This window comes from Ruegeria sp. B32 (assembly GCF_025141855.1).
Classification (GTDB): domain Bacteria; phylum Pseudomonadota; class Alphaproteobacteria; order Rhodobacterales; family Rhodobacteraceae; genus Ruegeria; species Ruegeria arenilitoris.
The window spans coordinates 703141-720221 of sequence record NZ_CP081106.1; the positions used below are offsets into that span (position 1 = coordinate 703141).

The window sequence follows — 17081 nt, forward strand, 5'->3', positions numbered from 1 at the left end:
CCGAAATGACAATCACTGCTGCGCTGGTATTGTTCGCCGTGATCTGGTTCATGACCTTGTTGGTCGTGCTGCCGGTCCGCATCAAAACGCAAGGCGATCTGGGCGACATAGTGCCGGGGACCCATGCGGGTGCTCCGGAAGTTCACCACATGAAGAAAAAGATCTGGATCACCACCGGTATTTCCATCGTGTTGTGGGCGGTGATCGCAGGGATCATTGTTTCTGGCGTAATCTCAGTTCGTGATTTTGACTGGTTGAACCAGATGGAACCGCGCGAGTGATCAGCGCTCAGCCTGTCGCGACAGTCCATGATAGATATGCGTGAACGTTGCGGCTCCGATGATCGGAATGAAAAGATTCACCAGCGGGACCGAAAGGGGGATGGCCATCAAGGTTCCGGCGACCCAGATCGTCCCGGCATGGCGTGCTCGCAACGCCCGCGCACCGTCGCGCCCGATCCGGCGCATGGCCGCCAGCGTGAAATATTCTCGACCCAGCAAAAACCCGTTCATCCCCCAAAAAATGAACGGAGCGAGGGGTGTGAACAGCGCGTAAAGGACCAAAGCCAATACGTTGGCCACAATCAAAACGCCCAAGAATCCCACCGAGTCCAACAGCGCATCCCAGATCGGGACGGACGGAACAGGGGGTAGGTTCGGGTAATGCCGGTCTTCAACGGCCTGTGCGACCTCATCCAGAAACATCGATGTGATGGCTGAGGCCACCGGCACCATCAGAAACACCGGCAGGATCAGAACCAGAAAGATCCCTGAATAGTTCAGAACGTCGTTCAGCCACGGGACGTCGCCGACAAATGGCAGCGAGATCTCCTGACCAGAAAGGGCGTTGATGCCCCAAATCGCCAGCACACAGGCAACTACAAGCAGCACAATCGTCAGGCCGACACCGCGCAGTAGCACCGATCGGAAACGGGCATCGCCGAGCTGCCCCAAGGCAGCGAAGAACGCATTGAGGATAATCATTCCGTCACCCACTCAGTGATCGCGGCTACGTCCGGGCGAGGCCGTTCGGGCGGCGTGGCCCCTTCGGTTGCGATGTGAATCAGTCCGGCAATGCGTTCATTGTCGGCCAGGCCCAAACCGCGTTCGCAGAATTCGCGGTCGTGCGACTGCCAACCTGAAAGCCAATTGGCACCCCAACCCGCTGCAAGGGCTGCGTTGAGCAGTGCAAGGCAGACCGCCCCGGCCGAGTAGGTTTGTTCGATTTCAGGAATTTTCGGCGATGGCTTCTGCACTTCGATGACGGCAACAGCGAGATGCCCCATAACGAACTGATTGCGGGCCTTGGCGATATCTTCGGGGCTTTTTCCCAGCGCAACGCCTCGCTCCTCGGTCAGATCGGCCAATCGCGGCATTGCGCCTTTTTCGATGACGATGAACCGCCAAGGTTCCAACTTGCCATGGTCGGGGCTGCGAGCGGCTGCGGTCAGCAACGGGATCAACTCGTCGCGGGTCGGCGCCGGGGCCATCAACGTCTTGGCGGGCCGCGACCTGCGCGACTGCAGGAACTCGAACGCAGCCGGGTTTTTCAGCGTCATATGTTAACTTCCTTTACATGGTCCTGTCGTATCTCGGGCAGAGACGAGCCGGTTTCAAGGGCAAGATGCAAAACTGTTGGATATTGTGCCACCCTGCACCTTCCAAATACGGAAGAGAATGTGATGGCAAAACCGAAACTGCGAAACCTGCCGGACCTTGCGCATCTGGCGCGACCCGGGCAATCGATTCCCGTGCGGGTGACTCCCAAAGCTGCGCAGGACCGGATTTCTTTCGACGGGGCGACAGTGCACATCGCTGTCACCGCCGTGCCCGAGGATGGAAAGGCGAACCAAGCCGTGGTCAAGCTGCTGGCTCGGGCCATGGGTGCCTCACCGTCGGCTTTGACGCTGAAAAAAGGCCATACAGGGCGCGACAAGGTCTTTGTCTACGATCCCTAGGCCGGTGTCTCCCTGATTTGATACACCCCTTCGGGCAGATCCAGAGCGGCGGCAAGATCGCGCACCTGTTCGGGCGAAAGGGTGATTTTCTGCATCTGGTCCGTTCGGGGGTCCAACTGCTCGATCGTTACGCACTCGGCGAAACTGTTGATCACCACGTCTTCTTGCAAAGGCTCCGGGCCTTCGTCCACTAGGGTAATGACTGTCGAGTCGAATTCATGCTCAATCGAAAACATGTGCCCAGACTGCCCAGCCTGCGATCGCAATGCAACCCGCTGATTGGGTTTCGGGCTGTGGTCAGGGGGGCCACATCGCGCTAAGCTTTCCTGCCGGCACGAACAGAAAGGATCCGGAATGCACCGCCTCAGGTTTTTGCTGGTCTTGGTTGTTTCCGCGTGCACTGCAGGCGGGTTCATTGCGGTTGATGATTGGTCACCGTCCTCGCCCGAACTGCGCGACTCGGCACTGACGTTTCAGCAGGTCAGCAGGTCGGTCGGGGCAGCCGCGCAAAAAGTCTGTCAGCGCGAGACACGGTGGCAGAAATGTGATTTCGGCATTCTGATCGACACGGATCCGTTTGCCGAGCCAAATGCGTTCCAGACGTTGGACAAGGATGGGCGCCCGTTCATCATTTTCACGCAGGAAATGGTCAAGTCGACGCAGAACGCTGACGAGATGGCGTTTGTGATGGGGCACGAGGCGGCGCATCACATCCTGGGCCACATCGCCCGGCAGGTAAAAAACGCCAAGGAAGGGGCTCGAATTTTTGGAGAACTGGCTGAGGCGCAAGGCGAGGACGCGGCCGGAATTGAACGTGCCCAGAAGCTGGGTGCCGAGGTCGGAGTTCAGAGCTATACGAAAGAATTCGAGCTGGAAGCGGACAGGATGGGAACTTTGATCACCTACTCGGCCGGGTACAACCCGCTGGTCGGCATGGCCTATTTCAGCCGGATTCCCGATCCGGGTGACCGCTTTCTGGCGTCTCATCCGCCCAATGCCAAGCGCATCGAAGTTGTTCTGAAAACAGCCGCCCAGCTCGGCCTGACCCAATGACCCAGATCCAGCGGATGGGGGTCGTTCTGACGGACCGAGGCTCGAAATACGCGGTGAGCGGTGCGCCCGTCAGGTCGCGGAATGAGGTCGATGCGGTGTTGCGCGACCTTAAATCGGACAAGGCATATGCCAAGGCGACCCATAACACGTGGGCCGCGATTTTGCCGACCGGCGCTCTCAAGGCCGATGATGGCGAAACTGGTGCGGGGATGGTCATATTGCGCATGTTGGAACGCGCCGGTGTGCAGGATCACGTGGTCATTGTGACCCGATGGTATGGCGGCAAAAAGCTGGGCGGAGATCGTTTCAGGCGGGTCCAGGACGCCACACGGGCCTACCTGGACGACCTGGGGGTCGTCTCTTGACCTGAATCAAGGGCACCGTGGGGTTATGGCGCTAGTGTTCTTTTCAGCGAGACAGCGAAAGGAACTCGGATGTCCAGACGCGAAGAACTGCGCCGCCACGCCGCTTTGGTGGATCGAATGGCCCTGAAACTGGGCGTTGACCTGCAGGAGGCTGCAATCGGCGGTTCGGTTTCCATCGACGAAATCACCGACGCGGTGCTGCGCTGTACAGGCTGTACAAACCCCGATCACTGCGACCGCACGTTGGCGCTTCAAAACAGCGACGGACGGCCACCGGAGTATTGCCGAAACCAGGAGTTGCTGGCCAGACTTGCACCCTAGCGCGGAAGGGCAGAACCATGAACGTCCTTGGCCAGACCATGAAGCATGTACGCCTTGTTCTGCGGATGGGGCAGGCGACCGGCGTTGACCTTGTAAATGCCCATCGCACGGGTCGGCTCAGTCCCGACGAATGGGCGCGCATGGTGGGACGGTGCCGGGGCTGCGAGTGGGCTAGCGACTGCAGCGACTGGCAGACGCACCGAGGTGACAGGGTTGAGGCCCCGGAGACATGTCCGAACAGGAACCGATTCGCCAAACTTAAGACGCTGCAGAATCAGGAAAAACAATGAAACATGTGCGACTCGGAGACATAGAAAAACACTTCTGGCTAACGCGGTCGGTTGCGCGCTGCATGGAAATCTCGCTGTCCGAAGCCATCGCCGAAGGGCGGCTGACCGCGCAGGGATACAGCGAAATGGTTACCCGTTGTCGAGCCGCTGACTGCAGCGAAAGATGTGCTGTCTGGCTTGCGTGCCAACAAAGCCGGGCGACCGCTGCCCCGGATTTTTGCGCCAATGCCAAAGCTTTGAATGCGCTGACCTGATTGGCCTAAAGCTTGGAATGGCTTCCGTCGCACAGCGGCGGATTAGCGGTATGCTTGCATCCGCAGAAGAAGACCTTCTTGCTTGATTCTGCTACATATTTTACCGGCTCGATCCCAGTTTCCTTGTGCGAACCGTCGCAGAATGGCTGACGTTTGGAGCGTCCGCAAGCGCACCAGAAGTAGCTTTTGCCTTCAGTCACTTCGATGGGGTAGGGCGACTTCTGGGCGATTTGAGATCCTTTTGGCATTCTGGCGCTCCGGCTGTTGAAAGGGACACCCGAGAGCTTAGCCCAACGCAGAGAAATGTGTAGTTCGCGCGTCCCGGTCCGGCGGTGGCACGTCGCGGAGCAAGCGTGGATTCGCCTCTGATCACACGGATGTGACCGTATCTGTTGCCAGAAAGCCGAACTGCCCGTATCCTTAACCTGGCCCCGAAAAGTTGGGCAATATCAGAAAAGTATTAAAGGATTGATGGACATGAAACTGAAATTCGCTGCCGCCGGCGCCTTTGTTTTGATCCTGACTGCTTGCTCGCAGCAGGAAGAGCCCACCCCGGTTTACGTTCAGCCAAGCTATGACAAATATGGCTCGCCCAGCTGTTCGGCAGGCTATGAACTGGCCACCACCGAGGCCGGCCAGACCGTGTGTAACCCGGTCACTCAGTAAGCTTTTTGCAGACGGTCCCGATTTGGGGGCCGTCTGCTTTCTTCCGCCGGATGGCGGTTCAGCGCACCAGCTTCCCCCACAGATCGTATTCACCAGCCTCGTCGACCTGAACAAGGACGATGTCGCCGGGTTTCAGGTTTTCATGACCGTCGTCGATGAACAGGTTGCCATCGATCTCAGGCGCGTCTGACTTGGTGCGGCAGGTGGCGGCTTCGGCATCCACCTCATCCACGATCACTTGGATCCTCTGGCCCACTTTCGACGCCAGTTTCGCTTCGGAAATCGCCTGGGCCTTTTGCATGAAACGCTCCCAGCGCTCTTGCTTGATCTCATCCGGGACGTGATCCGGCAAGTCGTTCGACCGGGCCCCTTCAACGTTTTCGTATTGGAAGCACCCGACGCGGTCCAACTGCGCCTCGTCCATCCAATCCAGCAGGGTCTGGAACTCGGCCTCGGTCTCGCCGGGGTAGCCGACAATGAAGGTCGATCGCAGCGTGATGTCGGGGCATATCGCGCGCCAGGCGGCGATCTCGTCCAGTGTCTTGGCGCCGGCAGCGGGGCGCGCCATTCGTTTCAGAACGTCCGGATGTGCGTGCTGGAACGGGATGTCCAGGTAGGGCAAAAGGTTGCTGCCTGCATCCGCCATCAGCGGGATCAACTCGCGCACATGTGGATAGGGGTAGACGTAGTGCAGTCGTATCCACGCATCCAGTTGGCCCAGTTCACGGGCCAGATCGGTAATGTGGCTGCGCACCTCCCGGTCTTTCCAGGGGTTCACGTCGTATTTTCGATCCAGGCCAAAGGCCGAGGTGTCCTGGCTGATCACCAGCAATTCGCGCACACCGCTGTCGACCAGTTTTTCAGCCTCGCGCAGAACGGCGTGGGCCGGTCGGCTGGCCAGTTTTCCGCGCATATCCGGGATGATGCAGAACTTGCACTTGTGATTACAGCCCTCGGATATCTTGAGATAGCTGTAGTGGCGCGGGGTCAGCTTCACGCCCGAAGCCGGCAACAGATCCACATACGGATTGGGATCAGGCGGAACGGCGGCGTGAACGGCATCCAGCACCTGTTCATACTGGTGCGGCCCGGTCACGGCCAGGATCCGGGGGTGATGTTCGCGGATGTAGTCAGGTTCCGCGCCCAGGCACCCGGTCACGATGACCTTGCCATTTTCCACCAGCGCCTCGCCGATTGCTTCGAGGCTTTCGGCCTTGGCGCTGTCCAGAAACCCGCAGGTGTTCACGATCACGGCATCCGCACCTGAATAGTCGGGCGAGATCCCGTATCCTTCGGCGCGCAGGCGCGTCAGGATGCGCTCGCTATCGACCAGTGCCTTGGGACACCCCAAGGACACCATTCCGATGGTGGGTTGGCCGCTGCGCGGTGCGTCGGTGATCCGGGCTGCGGGTGCCAGATCGGGGCGTAGGTTTGGCGGGTTGGTGCTCATTGCGCGGCATATAGTGGGGAAATCTTCCCCTTGCAAATCCTTCGCACGCGAGGAACATCGAAGCTGAGGCAAAAAGCCGGCAAGGCAGAGAGCAAATCATGAAGTGGCTGATACGCATTCTATTCATTCTGGTTGCGGTCGCGGGGCTGGTGATCGGGGCGTTGCTTTTGATGCCCGGCGACAAGCTGGGCAAAATCCTCGCCGAACAGGTCAAGGCGCAGACCGGACGTGAACTGACGTTGTCCGGTGATGTCCGCCTGTCCTTTTGGCCGGTTCTGGGAATGGAAACCGGGCCGGTTACGTTTGGGAACGCGCCTTGGGCCAGCTCAGAACCGATGCTGAGCGCGCAAAGCCTGGCAGTTGGCGTGGATGCCTCAGCGCTGTTGGCGGGGGATGTGCGTATCCGGCGCGTCGTGGCCGAAGATCCGGTCTTGCGGCTGGAGCTGTCACAAGGGCGGGGCAACTGGGAAATGTCGGCGCCGCAAACCGGAGCGTCAAACAGGGGCTCTGGCAATGCAGATGCGCCCGCACCCAATTCTGCGGCACCGGCCGAGACCGGAACCGTGACCCTGGACCGATTGGAGCTCAGCAACGCGCGTCTGGTTTATGTGGAAAACGGTGTCCCTCAGATGGACTTTTCCGGGGTCGATCTGAAGGCCAGTTGGCCCGATGTCACTGCGCCGATGAAGATGAGCGCATCAATGCCGGTGCCCGGTGGCGCGGTTGAGGTTGATCTGGAAATTCCTGATTTACCTGCCTTCTCCAGTGGCGCGGTGACGCCATTGGTTCTTGGCCTGACAGCGCCGGGCGGAGAGATCAGCTTTGACGGACGCGTCAACCTGGCCGGTGAAATGGACGGCAAAACTCATGTCCGGACCACAAACACCGACGCGATGCTGGCCGCTTTTGGTCAGGGTGGGGTGTCAGTCCCCATGGGACTTGGACGGGTCGCGGATGTGTCCGGCAAGATGACCTACACCAAGGATGGGCGCATTTCCTTGCGGGATATGCGGGCCGTTCTGGATCAGAACAGTTTTGACGGTGCCGCAGATATCGTTATCGCGAGCCCACCGAAGATTACTGCGCGGCTGAGTACTGGTGACCTTGACCTGACGCAGGCAACAGCCGGCAGCGCGCCCAGCAGCGGCGGCGGCACGGGCGGAGGGAAACAGGCGTCCGAAGGCTGGTCCCAGGCGCCGATCGACGCGTCACCCCTTTCGTTGGCAAATGGAACGATCCGGTTGAAAGCCAATTCGATCGCTATTCCGGATATGACCTTTGGCCCCAGCGATCTGAGCCTTAGTCTGGATCGGTCGCGTGCGGTTCTGAAAATGGAACCGGCCACGCTGTTTTCCGGAAAGCTGACTGGAGAAGTCGTTGCCAACAACAGAAACGGACTGTCGGTCGGGGGCAACCTGACCGCCACCGGTATCGACCTCAAGCAGGCTTTGACCACATTGGGCGGTGTAGAACGGCTGTCCGGTATTGCGTCCGGAACATTACAATTCCTGGGCGTGGGGCAAACCGAAGCGCAGATCATGCGCTCGCTCAGCGGCAAGGGCAGCCTGGACGTCGGCAAGGGGGTGATCTCCGGGTTTGATCTGGATCGTCTGATGGTTCGCGGCGAAGGCAGTGGAGGAACCACCGTCTTTAACAGCCTGACTGCCACCTACACGATTCAGGACGGCAACCTGACGAACAACGATCTTCTGATGCAGCTTGACAATTTCCGTGCCGACGGTGCGGGCCGCGTCGGGCTGGGCGCGCGCGATATCGACTATGTGTTCACGCCGGTTGCGCTGCGGGCGAACGGGGGTAATGGCATTGCCGTGCCCGTGCGGATCAAGGGGCCGTGGAGTGATCCGTCGATCAAGCCCGACCTGAGCAAGGTGATCGAAGCTGCGACGGAAGAGAAGCTCAAGGAACTGGAGCAGGACGCGAAGGACAAGGCGCTGAAGAAGGTGGGAGAGGAGTTGAATACAACCATTTCCGACAGCGAACAGGTCGAAGACGCGCTGAAGCAGAAGCTTGAAGATGAGGCCAAGAAGAGTTTGCTGAAACTGCTCGGACGGGATTGAGAAAGGGGCGCTGCAGCGCCCCTTATTTGCTCAGATCGTCTGGTCGTAGTCGCCCACACCCGGCTCGGTGCGGATCACGGCATCGATATCGGCGAAAATTGCCCGCATCTCATCTTCGCTCTCGCTGCTTTCGCAGACCACCACCAGGTTGGGCGTGTTCGAAGACGCCCGGACCAGGCCCCAACTGCCATTGTCGAGGATGACGCGGGCACCATTGACGGTCACGACTTCCTTGATCGGCCGACCGGCCAATGTTTCGCCCGCCTCGGCCTTGGCAACGAGCTTGTCCACCAACCGGGCGAGGATGTCATATTTTTCGGTATCGGCAGCATAGGGCGACATGGTCGGGGTCGACCATGTCTTGGGCAGGGCGCGACGCAGATCGGACATGCTCTGTCCCGGATTGCGGTCCATCAGTTTGCAGATTTCCACCGCGACCCGCATTCCGCAGTCGTATCCACGCCCGATTGGCTCGGCCAGAAAGTAATGGCCCGACTTTTCGAACCCGGCCAACGCGCCGATTTCCTTCACGCGCCGTTTCATGTGGCTGTGGCCGGTTTTCCAGTAATCCGCCTTGACGCCATGGGCCTGCAGTTCGGGATCGCTTGCAAACAGGCCGGTCGATTTAACGTCGGCCACGAAGGTCGCGCCGGGATGCAGCTTGGCCAAATCACGCGCCATGATGACACCGACCTTGTCGGCAAAGATCTCCTCGCCCTCGTCATCGACCACACCGCAGCGATCGCCGTCTCCGTCAAACCCAAGCGCCAGGTCCGCCCCGCTGGCTTTGACGGCGTCAGCCATGTCGTGCAACATCTCCATCGCTTCGGGGTTCGGGTTGTAGTTGGGGAAGGTGTAATCCAACCGGTTGTGGCTGGGTACGACCTCAACCCCGATCCGCTCAAAGATCTCGGGAGCAAAGGCAGATGCGGTGCCGTTCCCTGTCGCGCAGACCACCTTGAGGGGGCGCGACATTTTGAAATCACCGACCAGATCGTCGATATAGGCCTCTTTCACGCCGTCCACGAATTCATAGGACCCGCCGGGGCGCGCCACGCCTTCGCCGTTAAGCACAATGTCGCGCAGCTCGGCCATTTCGTCAGGGCCGTGGGTCAGAGGACGGTCAAAGCCCATCTTCACCCCGGTCCAGCCGTTGGGGTTGTGGCTGGCCGTCACCATGGCGACCGCAGGAACATCCAGGTGGAATTGGGCGAAATACGCCATCGGGCTGAGCGCAGGGCCAATATCCTTGACCTGGATGCCGGCCTGCATGAGGCCCAGAATCAACGCATTCTTGATCGCCAGAGAATAGTCGCGGTAGTCGTTGCCGACCGCGATCACCGGCTCGATCCCACGCTTGTGCATCTGAGTGCCCAAACCAAGACCAAGAGCCGTCATCCCCGGCAGGTTGATCTCGTCCGGGTATTTCCAGCGGGCATCGTATTCACGAAACCCGGTGGGTTTGATCATCGCATCGCGCAGAAAGCTCCAGGTGTTCGGGGTCACCTCGGGGATTGGTTTGGTCATGGAAAATCTCGATCGTTAAATCTGAACTGGGTTGGCCTTGGCCAGGGCATCGAAACGCATCAATGTGTCAATCAGTTGGCCCATTTGGTCCAACGGGATCATATTCGGCCCGTCAGACGGCGCCGTGTCCGGATCCTGGTGCGTTTCAATGAACACGGCACCGACGCCCAGGGCCACGGCCGCGCGGGCCATTACCGGCGCAAATTCCCGTTGTCCGCCGGACGAGCCGCCTCGGCCACCGGGCTGCTGAACGGAATGGGTTGCATCCATGACAACCGGATACCCGGTTTGCGCCATTTGCGGCAGGGATCGCATGTCGGCGACAAGCGTATTGTAGCCAAACGAGGTTCCGCGCTCGGTCAGCAGGATGTTGTGGTTGCCCGTGCTTTCGATCTTTTCGACGATGTTCGGCATTTCCCAAGGGGCCAGGAACTGACCCTTCTTGACGTTGACGGCCTTGCCTGTTTCTCCGGCTGCCAGCAGCATGTCCGTTTGGCGGCACAGGAAGGCCGGGATTTGCAGAATATCCACCGCCTCGGCCGCGATGGCGCATTGCGCTTCGGTATGGACATCCGTCAGGACCGGAATACCCATCGTTTTGCGAATGTCATCCAGCACCTTCAGCCCGGCCTCGATCCCCATGCCGCGTTTCCCGGACAGGGACGTGCGGTTGGCTTTGTCATATGAGGCCTTGAACACATACTGTGCCCCCGCGGCTTCACAGGCTTCTTTCATCCTTCCCGCGATCATCTGTGCGTGATCCGCCGTTTCAAGCTGGCAAGGGCCCGCGATGATGGTCAGCGGAAGGTCGTTGCCAACGGTGACGTTGGCTATTTTTACATGTTTCATGAGCTCTACGAGGATACCTGTTCACGAAGGACTGACGTAGTCAGCGAAATCATCAGGTAGATACCAGCAAACAACAGGAAAGCCAAAATCGTATTTTCGAACTTTCGCGGATAGGTGGGTTCCTGACTGGCGACCGGGTTCACGGAAACGGTGAGGTATCGAACCTTGCGGTTGGCCTCGGTCCGGGCGGTTTCCATTTGCTGCATGGCCGATTGCAGCATCATGTCCCGTGCGGCCAGATCGGCCTGTGCCATCTGGATCCGAACGCTCAACCGCGCCAGCGAGTTTTCGCCGGCGGAGGCGTCCAGCATCTCGGCATTGAGCTCTTCGAGCACGGCCTCAAGCCGGTTGATGTCGGCTTGGACGCCGTCGACCTTGGCTTTGTTCGGCCTAAGGTTGTCCAGCAACGCCGCCAGTTCCAACTCCTTGTCTTGAAGCTGTATCTCGATCTCGTTGATGCGGGCGCGCAGCCCGGCAATCACGTTTTCGGGGTCCAGAACGGCACCCTGCAACTGCAGTTCGATCAGCGCTTCCTGGGCTTTGCGACGTTCTTCCTGAGCGTCCTCGAAGGACTGCAGAGCGTCCCGCATCTGATCTTCGCGCTTCAGTTCGGTGAGGCCGTTGATCTTTTCTTCGGCGTAGGAGATCAGCAGATTTGACAGGTCGACGGCAGTGTCCGGGTCGGGTGCCGCAACCTCCATCCGGATGATACCGTCGCTGGGATCATAGCCGATTGTGACCATTCGCTTGTACAGTTTGAACGCCTCTTCCAGCGTGGCGTCCTGAGGCAGTCTTTGAATCGGATCTATCCAGTCCTGCTTGAAAATCTCGGCAAAACCAGTGTCCCGTTCCAGACGGTTGAGCGCATCCTTGGATTCAAGGAACTCCTGGGTCGCGACCGAGTCCTGCGTGGTGGCGTATTGCGTCCCGGCCAAAAGCCCGCCGATCTCACCAGCGCCACCATCTGCCTGTAGAATGGAAAACGCGGACTCGCTGGCGTACATCGGAGTGGCTATGCGATAGAAGTAATAGCCGACAATAATCGTGGGCAGCAGAACAAAGGCGAATAGACGGGCAAACAGACCAAACAGCTTTCGTCTGCGCCGACGGGCGATATCCTTCTGAATCTGGCCGATTTCGAATTCGCGCCGCTGTGCCGGGCTCCATTCGGGGCCGGGAAGGGTCTGTTGCTTTTCTTTCACCGTTTGCGGCAGCTGGATCGTGACCTTGTCTTTTGGCTGGTCTTCCGCATCCGCGGTATCGGAAGAACCCGCCGCAAAATCCAGAAGGTTGGAGCGCGGAAACGGATCGATCCCCTTTTTTCGTAGCAGACGCACGGCATCGTAGTCCGACGTCGCAGCCAGACCGTGTTTCTGCGCCAGGCGTCGGGCTATGCGCAGCTGACGACCGGTCAACCCTTCTTTCTTGATGGCATCCAGTTCAGTTCCGGCCGGGGCTTCCTCGGCCGGTTGAGTTGCTTTTCTGATGCGCGAAATCGCCTCGGCACGCGCCTCAACCGTGCCTTCGGCCTGCGAGGCATGGTTCGGGTCGTATTTTTTAACCTTGGGTTTGGTAGTCATATAGCTGCGTCGCCTCTTCCAAGGAGTCAAACATATGAAGCTGCCCATCCACAAGCACGGCGGCCTGGCGGGCGAATTTTTCGAGGGTTTTGGGATTGTGTGACACAATCACCAAAGTCGTGGTTCGCAAGCGTTCCTGCAGGATTGAACCCGCTTTTTTGTTGAATTCGACATCGGTGGTGGCAGGCATACCTTCGTCGATCAGGTACATGTCGAAATCCAGGGCGAGCATCAACGAAAAGGTGAAACGGGCGCGCATGCCGGCTGAGTATGTCGCCAAGGGTTGGTTGAAATACTCGCCCAAGTCGCACATCCAGCTGCAGTAAGCCTCGACATAGTCGGGGTCCATTCCATAAATCTTGGCGATGTAACGGGCATTCTCGAGCGCGGACATCTTCTTGGAAACGCCGCCGGCAAAGCCCATGGGAAAAGACACCCGACACTCTCGGCGGATCACGCCTTCGTCGGGCTTTTCGAGGCCGGCCATCATGTTGATAAGCGTGGTTTTTCCGGTGCCGTTCGGGGCCAGAACGCCAAGTGATTTTCCCAGCTCGACCCGGAACGAGACCCTGTCCAGGATCACCTTGCGGCGAGTCCCGGTCCAAAAGGACTTGCTGACATTCTCGAACTCAAGCATTCACGGCCTGCTCATGTTTTTGCTTTGGGTGCGGCCACCGGTGGCTGGCTGACGGCCGGGTGTTCTACCGCTCCATGTTGGCCACATTATGTCGAAATATGAAACAAATGTTCAATGCGCGTTCGAAACGCCTGGCCACAATTGTGGCGCACAGAGCCGACAACTGGATCGGTTTGCGGGAACGACTATGATCCATCCTAGGATTGCAACAAGCGCCAAAGGGCTGGAGATCAGGTGAAGCCACTTGCGGAAGAAATCAGATCGTGCCGGTTGTGCGCCGACCGCTTCGCTGCGACTGCGACCGCGCATCCGCCGCGCCCGGTGGTGTGGTTCTGCCCCGGTGCGCGCATTCTGATCGCAGGGCAAGCTCCCGGGGCACGGGTCCATGAGAGCGGCCGACCGTTCACCGACCCCTCAGGCGACCGGCTGCGGGATTGGCTGGGGTTGGAGGAAGAGCAATTCTACGATCAGGCGCGGGTTTCGATCGTTCCGATGGCGTTTTGTTTTCCGGGGTACGATGCGCGAAAGGCGGACTTGCCGCCGCCGGCGATCTGCAGGAAGACCTGGCATCACAGGGTGATGAGTGAACTTGGCGATGTTCCGTTGACCATCCTTGTCGGTGGCCACGCGCATAAATTCCATCTGGGCGCACAAGCTTCGGTGACCGATACGGTGCGCAATTGGCAACAGCATGCGCCGCGGGTATTTGCCTTGCCTCATCCGTCATGGCGCAATACGGCATGGCTGAAGAAAAATCCCTGGTTCGAAACGGACCTGTTGCCGGTGCTGCGTGCCCGGGTCAAAGAGGTGATGGATGACTGACACGACCGCGCTGGACATTGCGCATGCCCAGATGGAGGCCGACCCTCAGAGCGATGCCGCGCGGCTGAGGTTTTTCGAACGGCTCGCGGACAACGAACTGTTTCTGTTGCTGACCGAAGAGGCGCGAGACGAAAACATCTCGCCCGAGCTGTTTGACGTGGCAGATGGTCGGTTTGTGCTGGCCTTTGACCGCGAAGACAGACTGGCGCAGTTTGCGGGCCGTCCTGCCCCTTATGCCGCTCTGTCCGGACGTGTTCTGGCGGGGATGCTTGCAGGGCAGGGCATCGGGTTGGGGCTGAACCTCGAGGTGGCGCCGTCGTCGATGCTCATCCCTGCCGAAGCGTTGGCCTGGCTTGCGGAAACCCTCAGCCATGCCCCGCAAGAAGTGCAATCCCGTCTGACGGAGTTCCTTCCGCCCGCGGGGTTGCCAGACATTTTGCTGACGGCGCTGGACACCAAACTGGCCACAGCTTCAGGTCTGGCCTCCGCCGCATATCTCGCCGGAACTCGCGCCGAGGGCGGCGGGCAGGGTCATCTTCTTGGTTTCGTTGACGCGATACCCGGTGCCCAGACGGCCTTGGCCAAGGCAGTGTCCGAAGCTCTGACATTCTCGGGGATTGAGGCTGGTGCCTTGGATATCGGTTTTTTCGCGGCCAGCGATCCGGCTGCCGCAGCATTGGCGAAAGTGGGCCTGCGATTTGATATCCCCGAGCCTGCGCGCGCCTCCGGGTCCCGACCAGCGCCCGGAAGCGACCCGGACAGTCCCCCGATCTTGAAGTGAAGTCGAGGTTTCGGCGCAGGGATGATTTGCTCCCCGCGCCAAATGAACAGATTTATTCGGCAGCTGTTTCCAGCTTGTCCTGCGTACGGGTTTCGAAGTCGCTTGCATCATGCCGTTCGCGCAGTTGGGTGTGCAACTCTCCGAAGGCGCGGTTGACCATGCGGCCCCGCTTCACGGCTGGCCGCGCGTCAATCTCTTGCGCCCATCGCATGACGTTCTTGTAGGACGTCACATCAAGGAACTCGGCCGCGTCGTACAAGCGACCCAGAACCAGTTGCCCATACCACGGCCAGATTGCCATATCAGCGATCGAATAGTCCGAGCCGGCGATAAAGGTTTTGTCGGCAAGCTCGCGGTCCAGAACATCCAGCTGGCGTTTGGTTTCCATCGCAAAGCGGTTGATCGGGTATTCCCATTTCTCCGGCGCATAAGCGTAGAAATGCCCGAACCCACCACCCAGGTAAGGCGCGCTGCCCATCTGCCAGAAAAGCCAGTTCATCACTTCGGTGCGCTCGGGACCGGCTTCGGGCAGGAATGCACCGAATTTTTCGGCCAGATGGACAAGGATGGAGCCGCTTTCAAACACCCGTATCGGCGTTTCGCCCGAGCGGTCCATGAGGGCGGGGATTTTCGAGTTCGGGTTGATCGCGACAAAATCCGAGCCGAACTGATCGCCGTCACCGATATTGATCAGCCATGCATCATATTCCGCGCCCGCGTGACCCAGGGCCAAAAGCTCTTCCAGCATGACCGTCACTTTCACCCCGTTGGGCGTTGCAAGCGAATACAACTGCAAGGGATGTTTGCCGACGGGCAATTCCTTGTCATGGGTCGCCCCTGCGATGGGGCGGTTGATATTCGCGAAACGCCCTCCGCTTTCACTATCCCATGTCCAGACTTTTGGTGGGGTGTATGTGGTGGTGTCGCTCATCTTCTGCCTTTCGTCCCAGAGCCGAGCCGCGCCCGGCCCGACAAGAGTTAGTGTTGCAGAACAAGAACGCCAACCCCCGACGTGGCGGCTGTTCTGTAACAATTGCGGCAAGACTGCTCACGTTTGCTCGTCAATGGTCACAGCGGCGTTAACGGGTCTTCGCCGACGGAGGGGATTGCTTATTGTCTCTGCAGACAGCCACTCTGGCCCTGCAACCCGTCAAGACACGAGGACATGAAACATGAACAGATTTGCTCTGACCTTTGCTGCTGCAATGGCGTTGGCCGTGCCCGCCTTTGCCGGCCCGCAATATGTCGATGGGACCGGCTTCGCCGTGTCCGGATATGATGTGGTGGCCTATCGTGGGCTTGCTCAATCACCGATCGGACAATCCCAGCCCGAAGGCGTGCGCGGACGGTCGGACATCACTGCGGAATACAACGGGGCGAACTGGGCTTTCGCGAGCGAAGAAAACCGCGCGAAGTTCCTTGAAAACCCCGCGTTCTATGCGCCGCAATTTGATGGCCATTGCGCCTATGGCGTGTCCAAGGGTGGCAAGGTTCCCGGCAACCCGAACCTTTGGCGGATCGTTGACGACAAGCTGTACCTGAACATCACCGATGTCGTGGTCGGATTCTGGGAGGAAGACGTCCCGGGCAACATCAACCTGGCTGAGGGGAACTGGCCGGGGCTCGAAGGCAATGACGCCTCGACCAACGTGATCCCGAAATTCACGTCCGAAGGCCCGATCGCGAACTGACGTGACGCGCGTTTCAGGCCCGGCAGACCCGCCGGGCCTTTTTCAATGCTGGGTCTTCAACAAGCCTGCCAGAACTGTTCCCGAGTGGCCTGATCCGCCTCGAACCGGATCCTGACGCTGCGCGCGCCGGGAAACTTGCGTTCTCGAATGGTGTCGGGAACAACGACCTCGCCCGCTCCGCCGTTCTTGGCCTGGAAGGACAGTATTTCGGTTTCGACCGTTCGAAAGCCGGCCAGAACGGATGTCGGCAGGGCAACGCGGTTTTCACCTTCGCAAACCGGCGTCGCAACGAAATATGTCAGGTCGCGGCCATAGCATCCGATCGCCTCTGGTACATGGTCCGAATTGCGCGCCGATAGCGGGCAATCTTCCGCGCTGATCTCGCCAAAGGACAGGGCGCGACTTGGGTCGAGCAGTTTCAGGCAGGCGGAAATATCCTTCTCGTCCAGCTCGATGATACGCTTTCTGAGTTTCGGGCGTCGTGGTTGGGCCGGCCCGGCGCCTTTTCCTGCCAACCCGTTTTTGCGGAGATAGTCATAGGCCGACTTCGCCCGCGCGAACTGATTGCAGTCGCCGCCTGTATGGTCGGGATGTGCATGAAAGGCGATGTCACGCCACGCATTCCGGATGTCCGACGCGGTGGCGGTCTGATCAAGGCCCAAGACGTGCAGTGCTTCTACGCGAGCCTGAATTTTCTCGACTGGCTCCATACCAAAATCACTCGATAAAACAACTGGCTCCTATTTTCCGGAGCCTTGAG

At 59.3% G+C, this 17081-nt stretch carries 23 protein-coding genes; 12 read left to right on the forward strand and 11 right to left on the reverse strand.

Features of this window, described 5'->3' with window-relative positions:
- Positions 1-5: 5 nt before the first annotated feature.
- On the forward strand, positions 6-281 hold the full coding sequence (locus K3752_RS03685) for a DUF1467 family protein (protein ID WP_093964691.1): 276 nt from the start codon (positions 6-8) through the stop codon (positions 279-281).
- On the opposite strand, the gene K3752_RS03690 is transcribed toward K3752_RS03685, so the two are convergent.
- Together K3752_RS03690 and K3752_RS03695 are read right to left on the reverse strand one after the other, a co-directional pair.
- Entirely contained in the window at positions 282-983 is a 702-nt protein-coding gene (locus tag K3752_RS03690) for an EI24 domain-containing protein (protein WP_260065044.1), read from the reverse strand. It lies immediately after the preceding gene.
- On the reverse strand, positions 980-1558 hold the full coding sequence (locus K3752_RS03695) for a nitroreductase (protein WP_170368001.1): 579 nt from the start codon (positions 1556-1558) through the stop codon (positions 980-982). Before K3752_RS03695 ends, K3752_RS03690 begins: the two co-directional genes overlap by 4 nt.
- A gap of 123 nt (positions 1559-1681) precedes the next feature.
- Between K3752_RS03695 and K3752_RS03700 the strand changes: the two genes are divergently transcribed.
- The gene (locus K3752_RS03700) at positions 1682-1957 is read left to right on the forward strand and encodes a DUF167 domain-containing protein (RefSeq protein WP_170368003.1); all 276 of its coding nucleotides are present in this window, start codon (positions 1682-1684) and stop codon (positions 1955-1957) included.
- On the opposite strand, the gene K3752_RS03705 is transcribed toward K3752_RS03700, so the two are convergent.
- Complete coding sequence (locus tag K3752_RS03705) at positions 1954-2193, reverse strand: hypothetical protein (RefSeq protein ID WP_093964694.1); 240 nt, start codon at positions 2191-2193, stop codon at positions 1954-1956. The two genes, K3752_RS03700 and K3752_RS03705, sit on opposite strands and share 4 nt — an antisense overlap.
- 118 nt (positions 2194-2311) lie before the next feature.
- Here K3752_RS03705 and K3752_RS03710 point away from each other — a divergent pair, with 118 nt between their 5' ends.
- The 5 genes from K3752_RS03710 to K3752_RS03730 all read left to right on the forward strand — a co-directional run bounded on the left by K3752_RS03710 (position 2312) and on the right by K3752_RS03730 (position 4240).
- Positions 2312-3010 (forward strand): M48 family metalloprotease, encoded by a 699-nt coding sequence (locus K3752_RS03710; RefSeq protein ID WP_260065047.1) that lies wholly within the window; start codon positions 2312-2314, stop codon positions 3008-3010.
- Positions 3007-3375, forward strand: a complete 369-nt coding sequence (locus K3752_RS03715; protein ID WP_260065049.1) for a YigZ family protein — start codon at positions 3007-3009, stop codon at positions 3373-3375. Before K3752_RS03710 ends, K3752_RS03715 begins: the two co-directional genes overlap by 4 nt.
- A gap of 69 nt (positions 3376-3444) precedes the next feature.
- Positions 3445-3696 carry a DUF6455 family protein gene (locus K3752_RS03720; RefSeq protein WP_260065051.1) on the forward strand — a complete coding sequence of 84 codons (252 nt, stop codon included), beginning with the start codon at positions 3445-3447 and terminating at the stop codon, positions 3694-3696.
- A 65-nt stretch (positions 3697-3761) separates the two neighbouring features.
- Positions 3762-3986 carry a DUF6455 family protein gene (locus K3752_RS03725; RefSeq protein ID WP_260066249.1) on the forward strand — a complete coding sequence of 75 codons (225 nt, stop codon included), beginning with the start codon at positions 3762-3764 and terminating at the stop codon, positions 3984-3986.
- 62 nt (positions 3987-4048) lie between these two features.
- The gene (locus K3752_RS03730) at positions 4049-4240 is read left to right on the forward strand and encodes a DUF6455 family protein (RefSeq protein ID WP_254441572.1); all 192 of its coding nucleotides are present in this window, start codon (positions 4049-4051) and stop codon (positions 4238-4240) included.
- Between the two features lie 5 nt (positions 4241-4245).
- Here the strand turns inward: K3752_RS03730 and K3752_RS03735 are convergent, their stop codons facing one another.
- Positions 4246-4488 carry a CDGSH iron-sulfur domain-containing protein gene (locus tag K3752_RS03735; protein WP_260065055.1) on the reverse strand — a complete coding sequence of 81 codons (243 nt, stop codon included), beginning with the start codon at positions 4486-4488 and terminating at the stop codon, positions 4246-4248.
- 229 nt (positions 4489-4717) lie between these two features.
- Here K3752_RS03735 and K3752_RS03740 point away from each other — a divergent pair, with 229 nt between their 5' ends.
- Positions 4718-4906 carry a hypothetical protein gene (locus K3752_RS03740; protein WP_244952318.1) on the forward strand — a complete coding sequence of 63 codons (189 nt, stop codon included), beginning with the start codon at positions 4718-4720 and terminating at the stop codon, positions 4904-4906.
- Between the two features lie 58 nt (positions 4907-4964).
- Here the strand turns inward: K3752_RS03740 and rimO are convergent, their stop codons facing one another.
- Positions 4965-6356: a 30S ribosomal protein S12 methylthiotransferase RimO gene (rimO, locus tag K3752_RS03745; RefSeq protein WP_170365509.1), complete on the reverse strand. Its 1392-nt coding sequence runs from the start codon at positions 6354-6356 to the stop codon at positions 4965-4967.
- A gap of 98 nt (positions 6357-6454) precedes the next feature.
- Between rimO and K3752_RS03750 the strand changes: the two genes are divergently transcribed.
- Positions 6455-8434: an AsmA family protein gene (locus tag K3752_RS03750; protein WP_260065058.1), complete on the forward strand. Its 1980-nt coding sequence runs from the start codon at positions 6455-6457 to the stop codon at positions 8432-8434.
- Positions 8435-8464: 30 nt separating this feature from the next.
- Here the strand turns inward: K3752_RS03750 and K3752_RS03755 are convergent, their stop codons facing one another.
- Genes K3752_RS03755 through K3752_RS03770 form a run of 4 tightly spaced genes read right to left on the reverse strand, consistent with a single transcriptional unit; the run spans position 8465 to position 13027 of the window.
- Positions 8465-9961 (reverse strand): phosphomannomutase/phosphoglucomutase, encoded by a 1497-nt coding sequence (locus tag K3752_RS03755; RefSeq protein ID WP_170357172.1) that lies wholly within the window; start codon positions 9959-9961, stop codon positions 8465-8467.
- A gap of 15 nt (positions 9962-9976) precedes the next feature.
- On the reverse strand, positions 9977-10810 hold the full coding sequence (gene kdsA, locus K3752_RS03760) for a 3-deoxy-8-phosphooctulonate synthase (protein ID WP_170340066.1): 834 nt from the start codon (positions 10808-10810) through the stop codon (positions 9977-9979).
- Positions 10811-10815: 5 nt separating this feature from the next.
- Positions 10816-12390, reverse strand: a complete 1575-nt coding sequence (locus K3752_RS03765) for a capsule biosynthesis protein (protein WP_170340660.1) — start codon at positions 12388-12390, stop codon at positions 10816-10818.
- The gene (locus K3752_RS03770) at positions 12368-13027 is read right to left on the reverse strand and encodes an ABC transporter ATP-binding protein (RefSeq protein WP_093964707.1); all 660 of its coding nucleotides are present in this window, start codon (positions 13025-13027) and stop codon (positions 12368-12370) included. Before K3752_RS03770 ends, K3752_RS03765 begins: the two co-directional genes overlap by 23 nt.
- Positions 13028-13261: 234 nt before the next feature.
- On the opposite strand from K3752_RS03770, the gene K3752_RS03775 reads away from it, so the two are divergent.
- Together K3752_RS03775 and K3752_RS03780 are read left to right on the forward strand one after the other, a co-directional pair.
- Positions 13262-13849, forward strand: coding sequence for a uracil-DNA glycosylase family protein (locus K3752_RS03775; RefSeq protein ID WP_260065064.1), 588 nt, complete (start codon positions 13262-13264; stop codon positions 13847-13849).
- Positions 13842-14630 carry an SseB family protein gene (locus tag K3752_RS03780; RefSeq protein ID WP_260065066.1) on the forward strand — a complete coding sequence of 263 codons (789 nt, stop codon included), beginning with the start codon at positions 13842-13844 and terminating at the stop codon, positions 14628-14630. Before K3752_RS03775 ends, K3752_RS03780 begins: the two co-directional genes overlap by 8 nt.
- A 52-nt stretch (positions 14631-14682) precedes the next feature.
- Here K3752_RS03780 and yghU read toward each other — a convergent pair whose 3' ends face one another.
- Positions 14683-15561: a glutathione-dependent disulfide-bond oxidoreductase gene (yghU, locus tag K3752_RS03785; RefSeq protein WP_170581690.1), complete on the reverse strand. Its 879-nt coding sequence runs from the start codon at positions 15559-15561 to the stop codon at positions 14683-14685.
- Between the two features lie 241 nt (positions 15562-15802).
- Here yghU and K3752_RS03790 point away from each other — a divergent pair, with 241 nt between their 5' ends.
- On the forward strand, positions 15803-16321 hold the full coding sequence (locus K3752_RS03790) for a YHS domain-containing (seleno)protein (RefSeq protein ID WP_260065067.1): 519 nt from the start codon (positions 15803-15805) through the stop codon (positions 16319-16321).
- 56 nt (positions 16322-16377) lie between these two features.
- On the opposite strand, the gene K3752_RS03795 is transcribed toward K3752_RS03790, so the two are convergent.
- Positions 16378-17031, reverse strand: coding sequence for a J domain-containing protein (locus K3752_RS03795; RefSeq protein WP_260065069.1), 654 nt, complete (start codon positions 17029-17031; stop codon positions 16378-16380).
- Positions 17032-17081 lie beyond the last annotated feature (50 nt).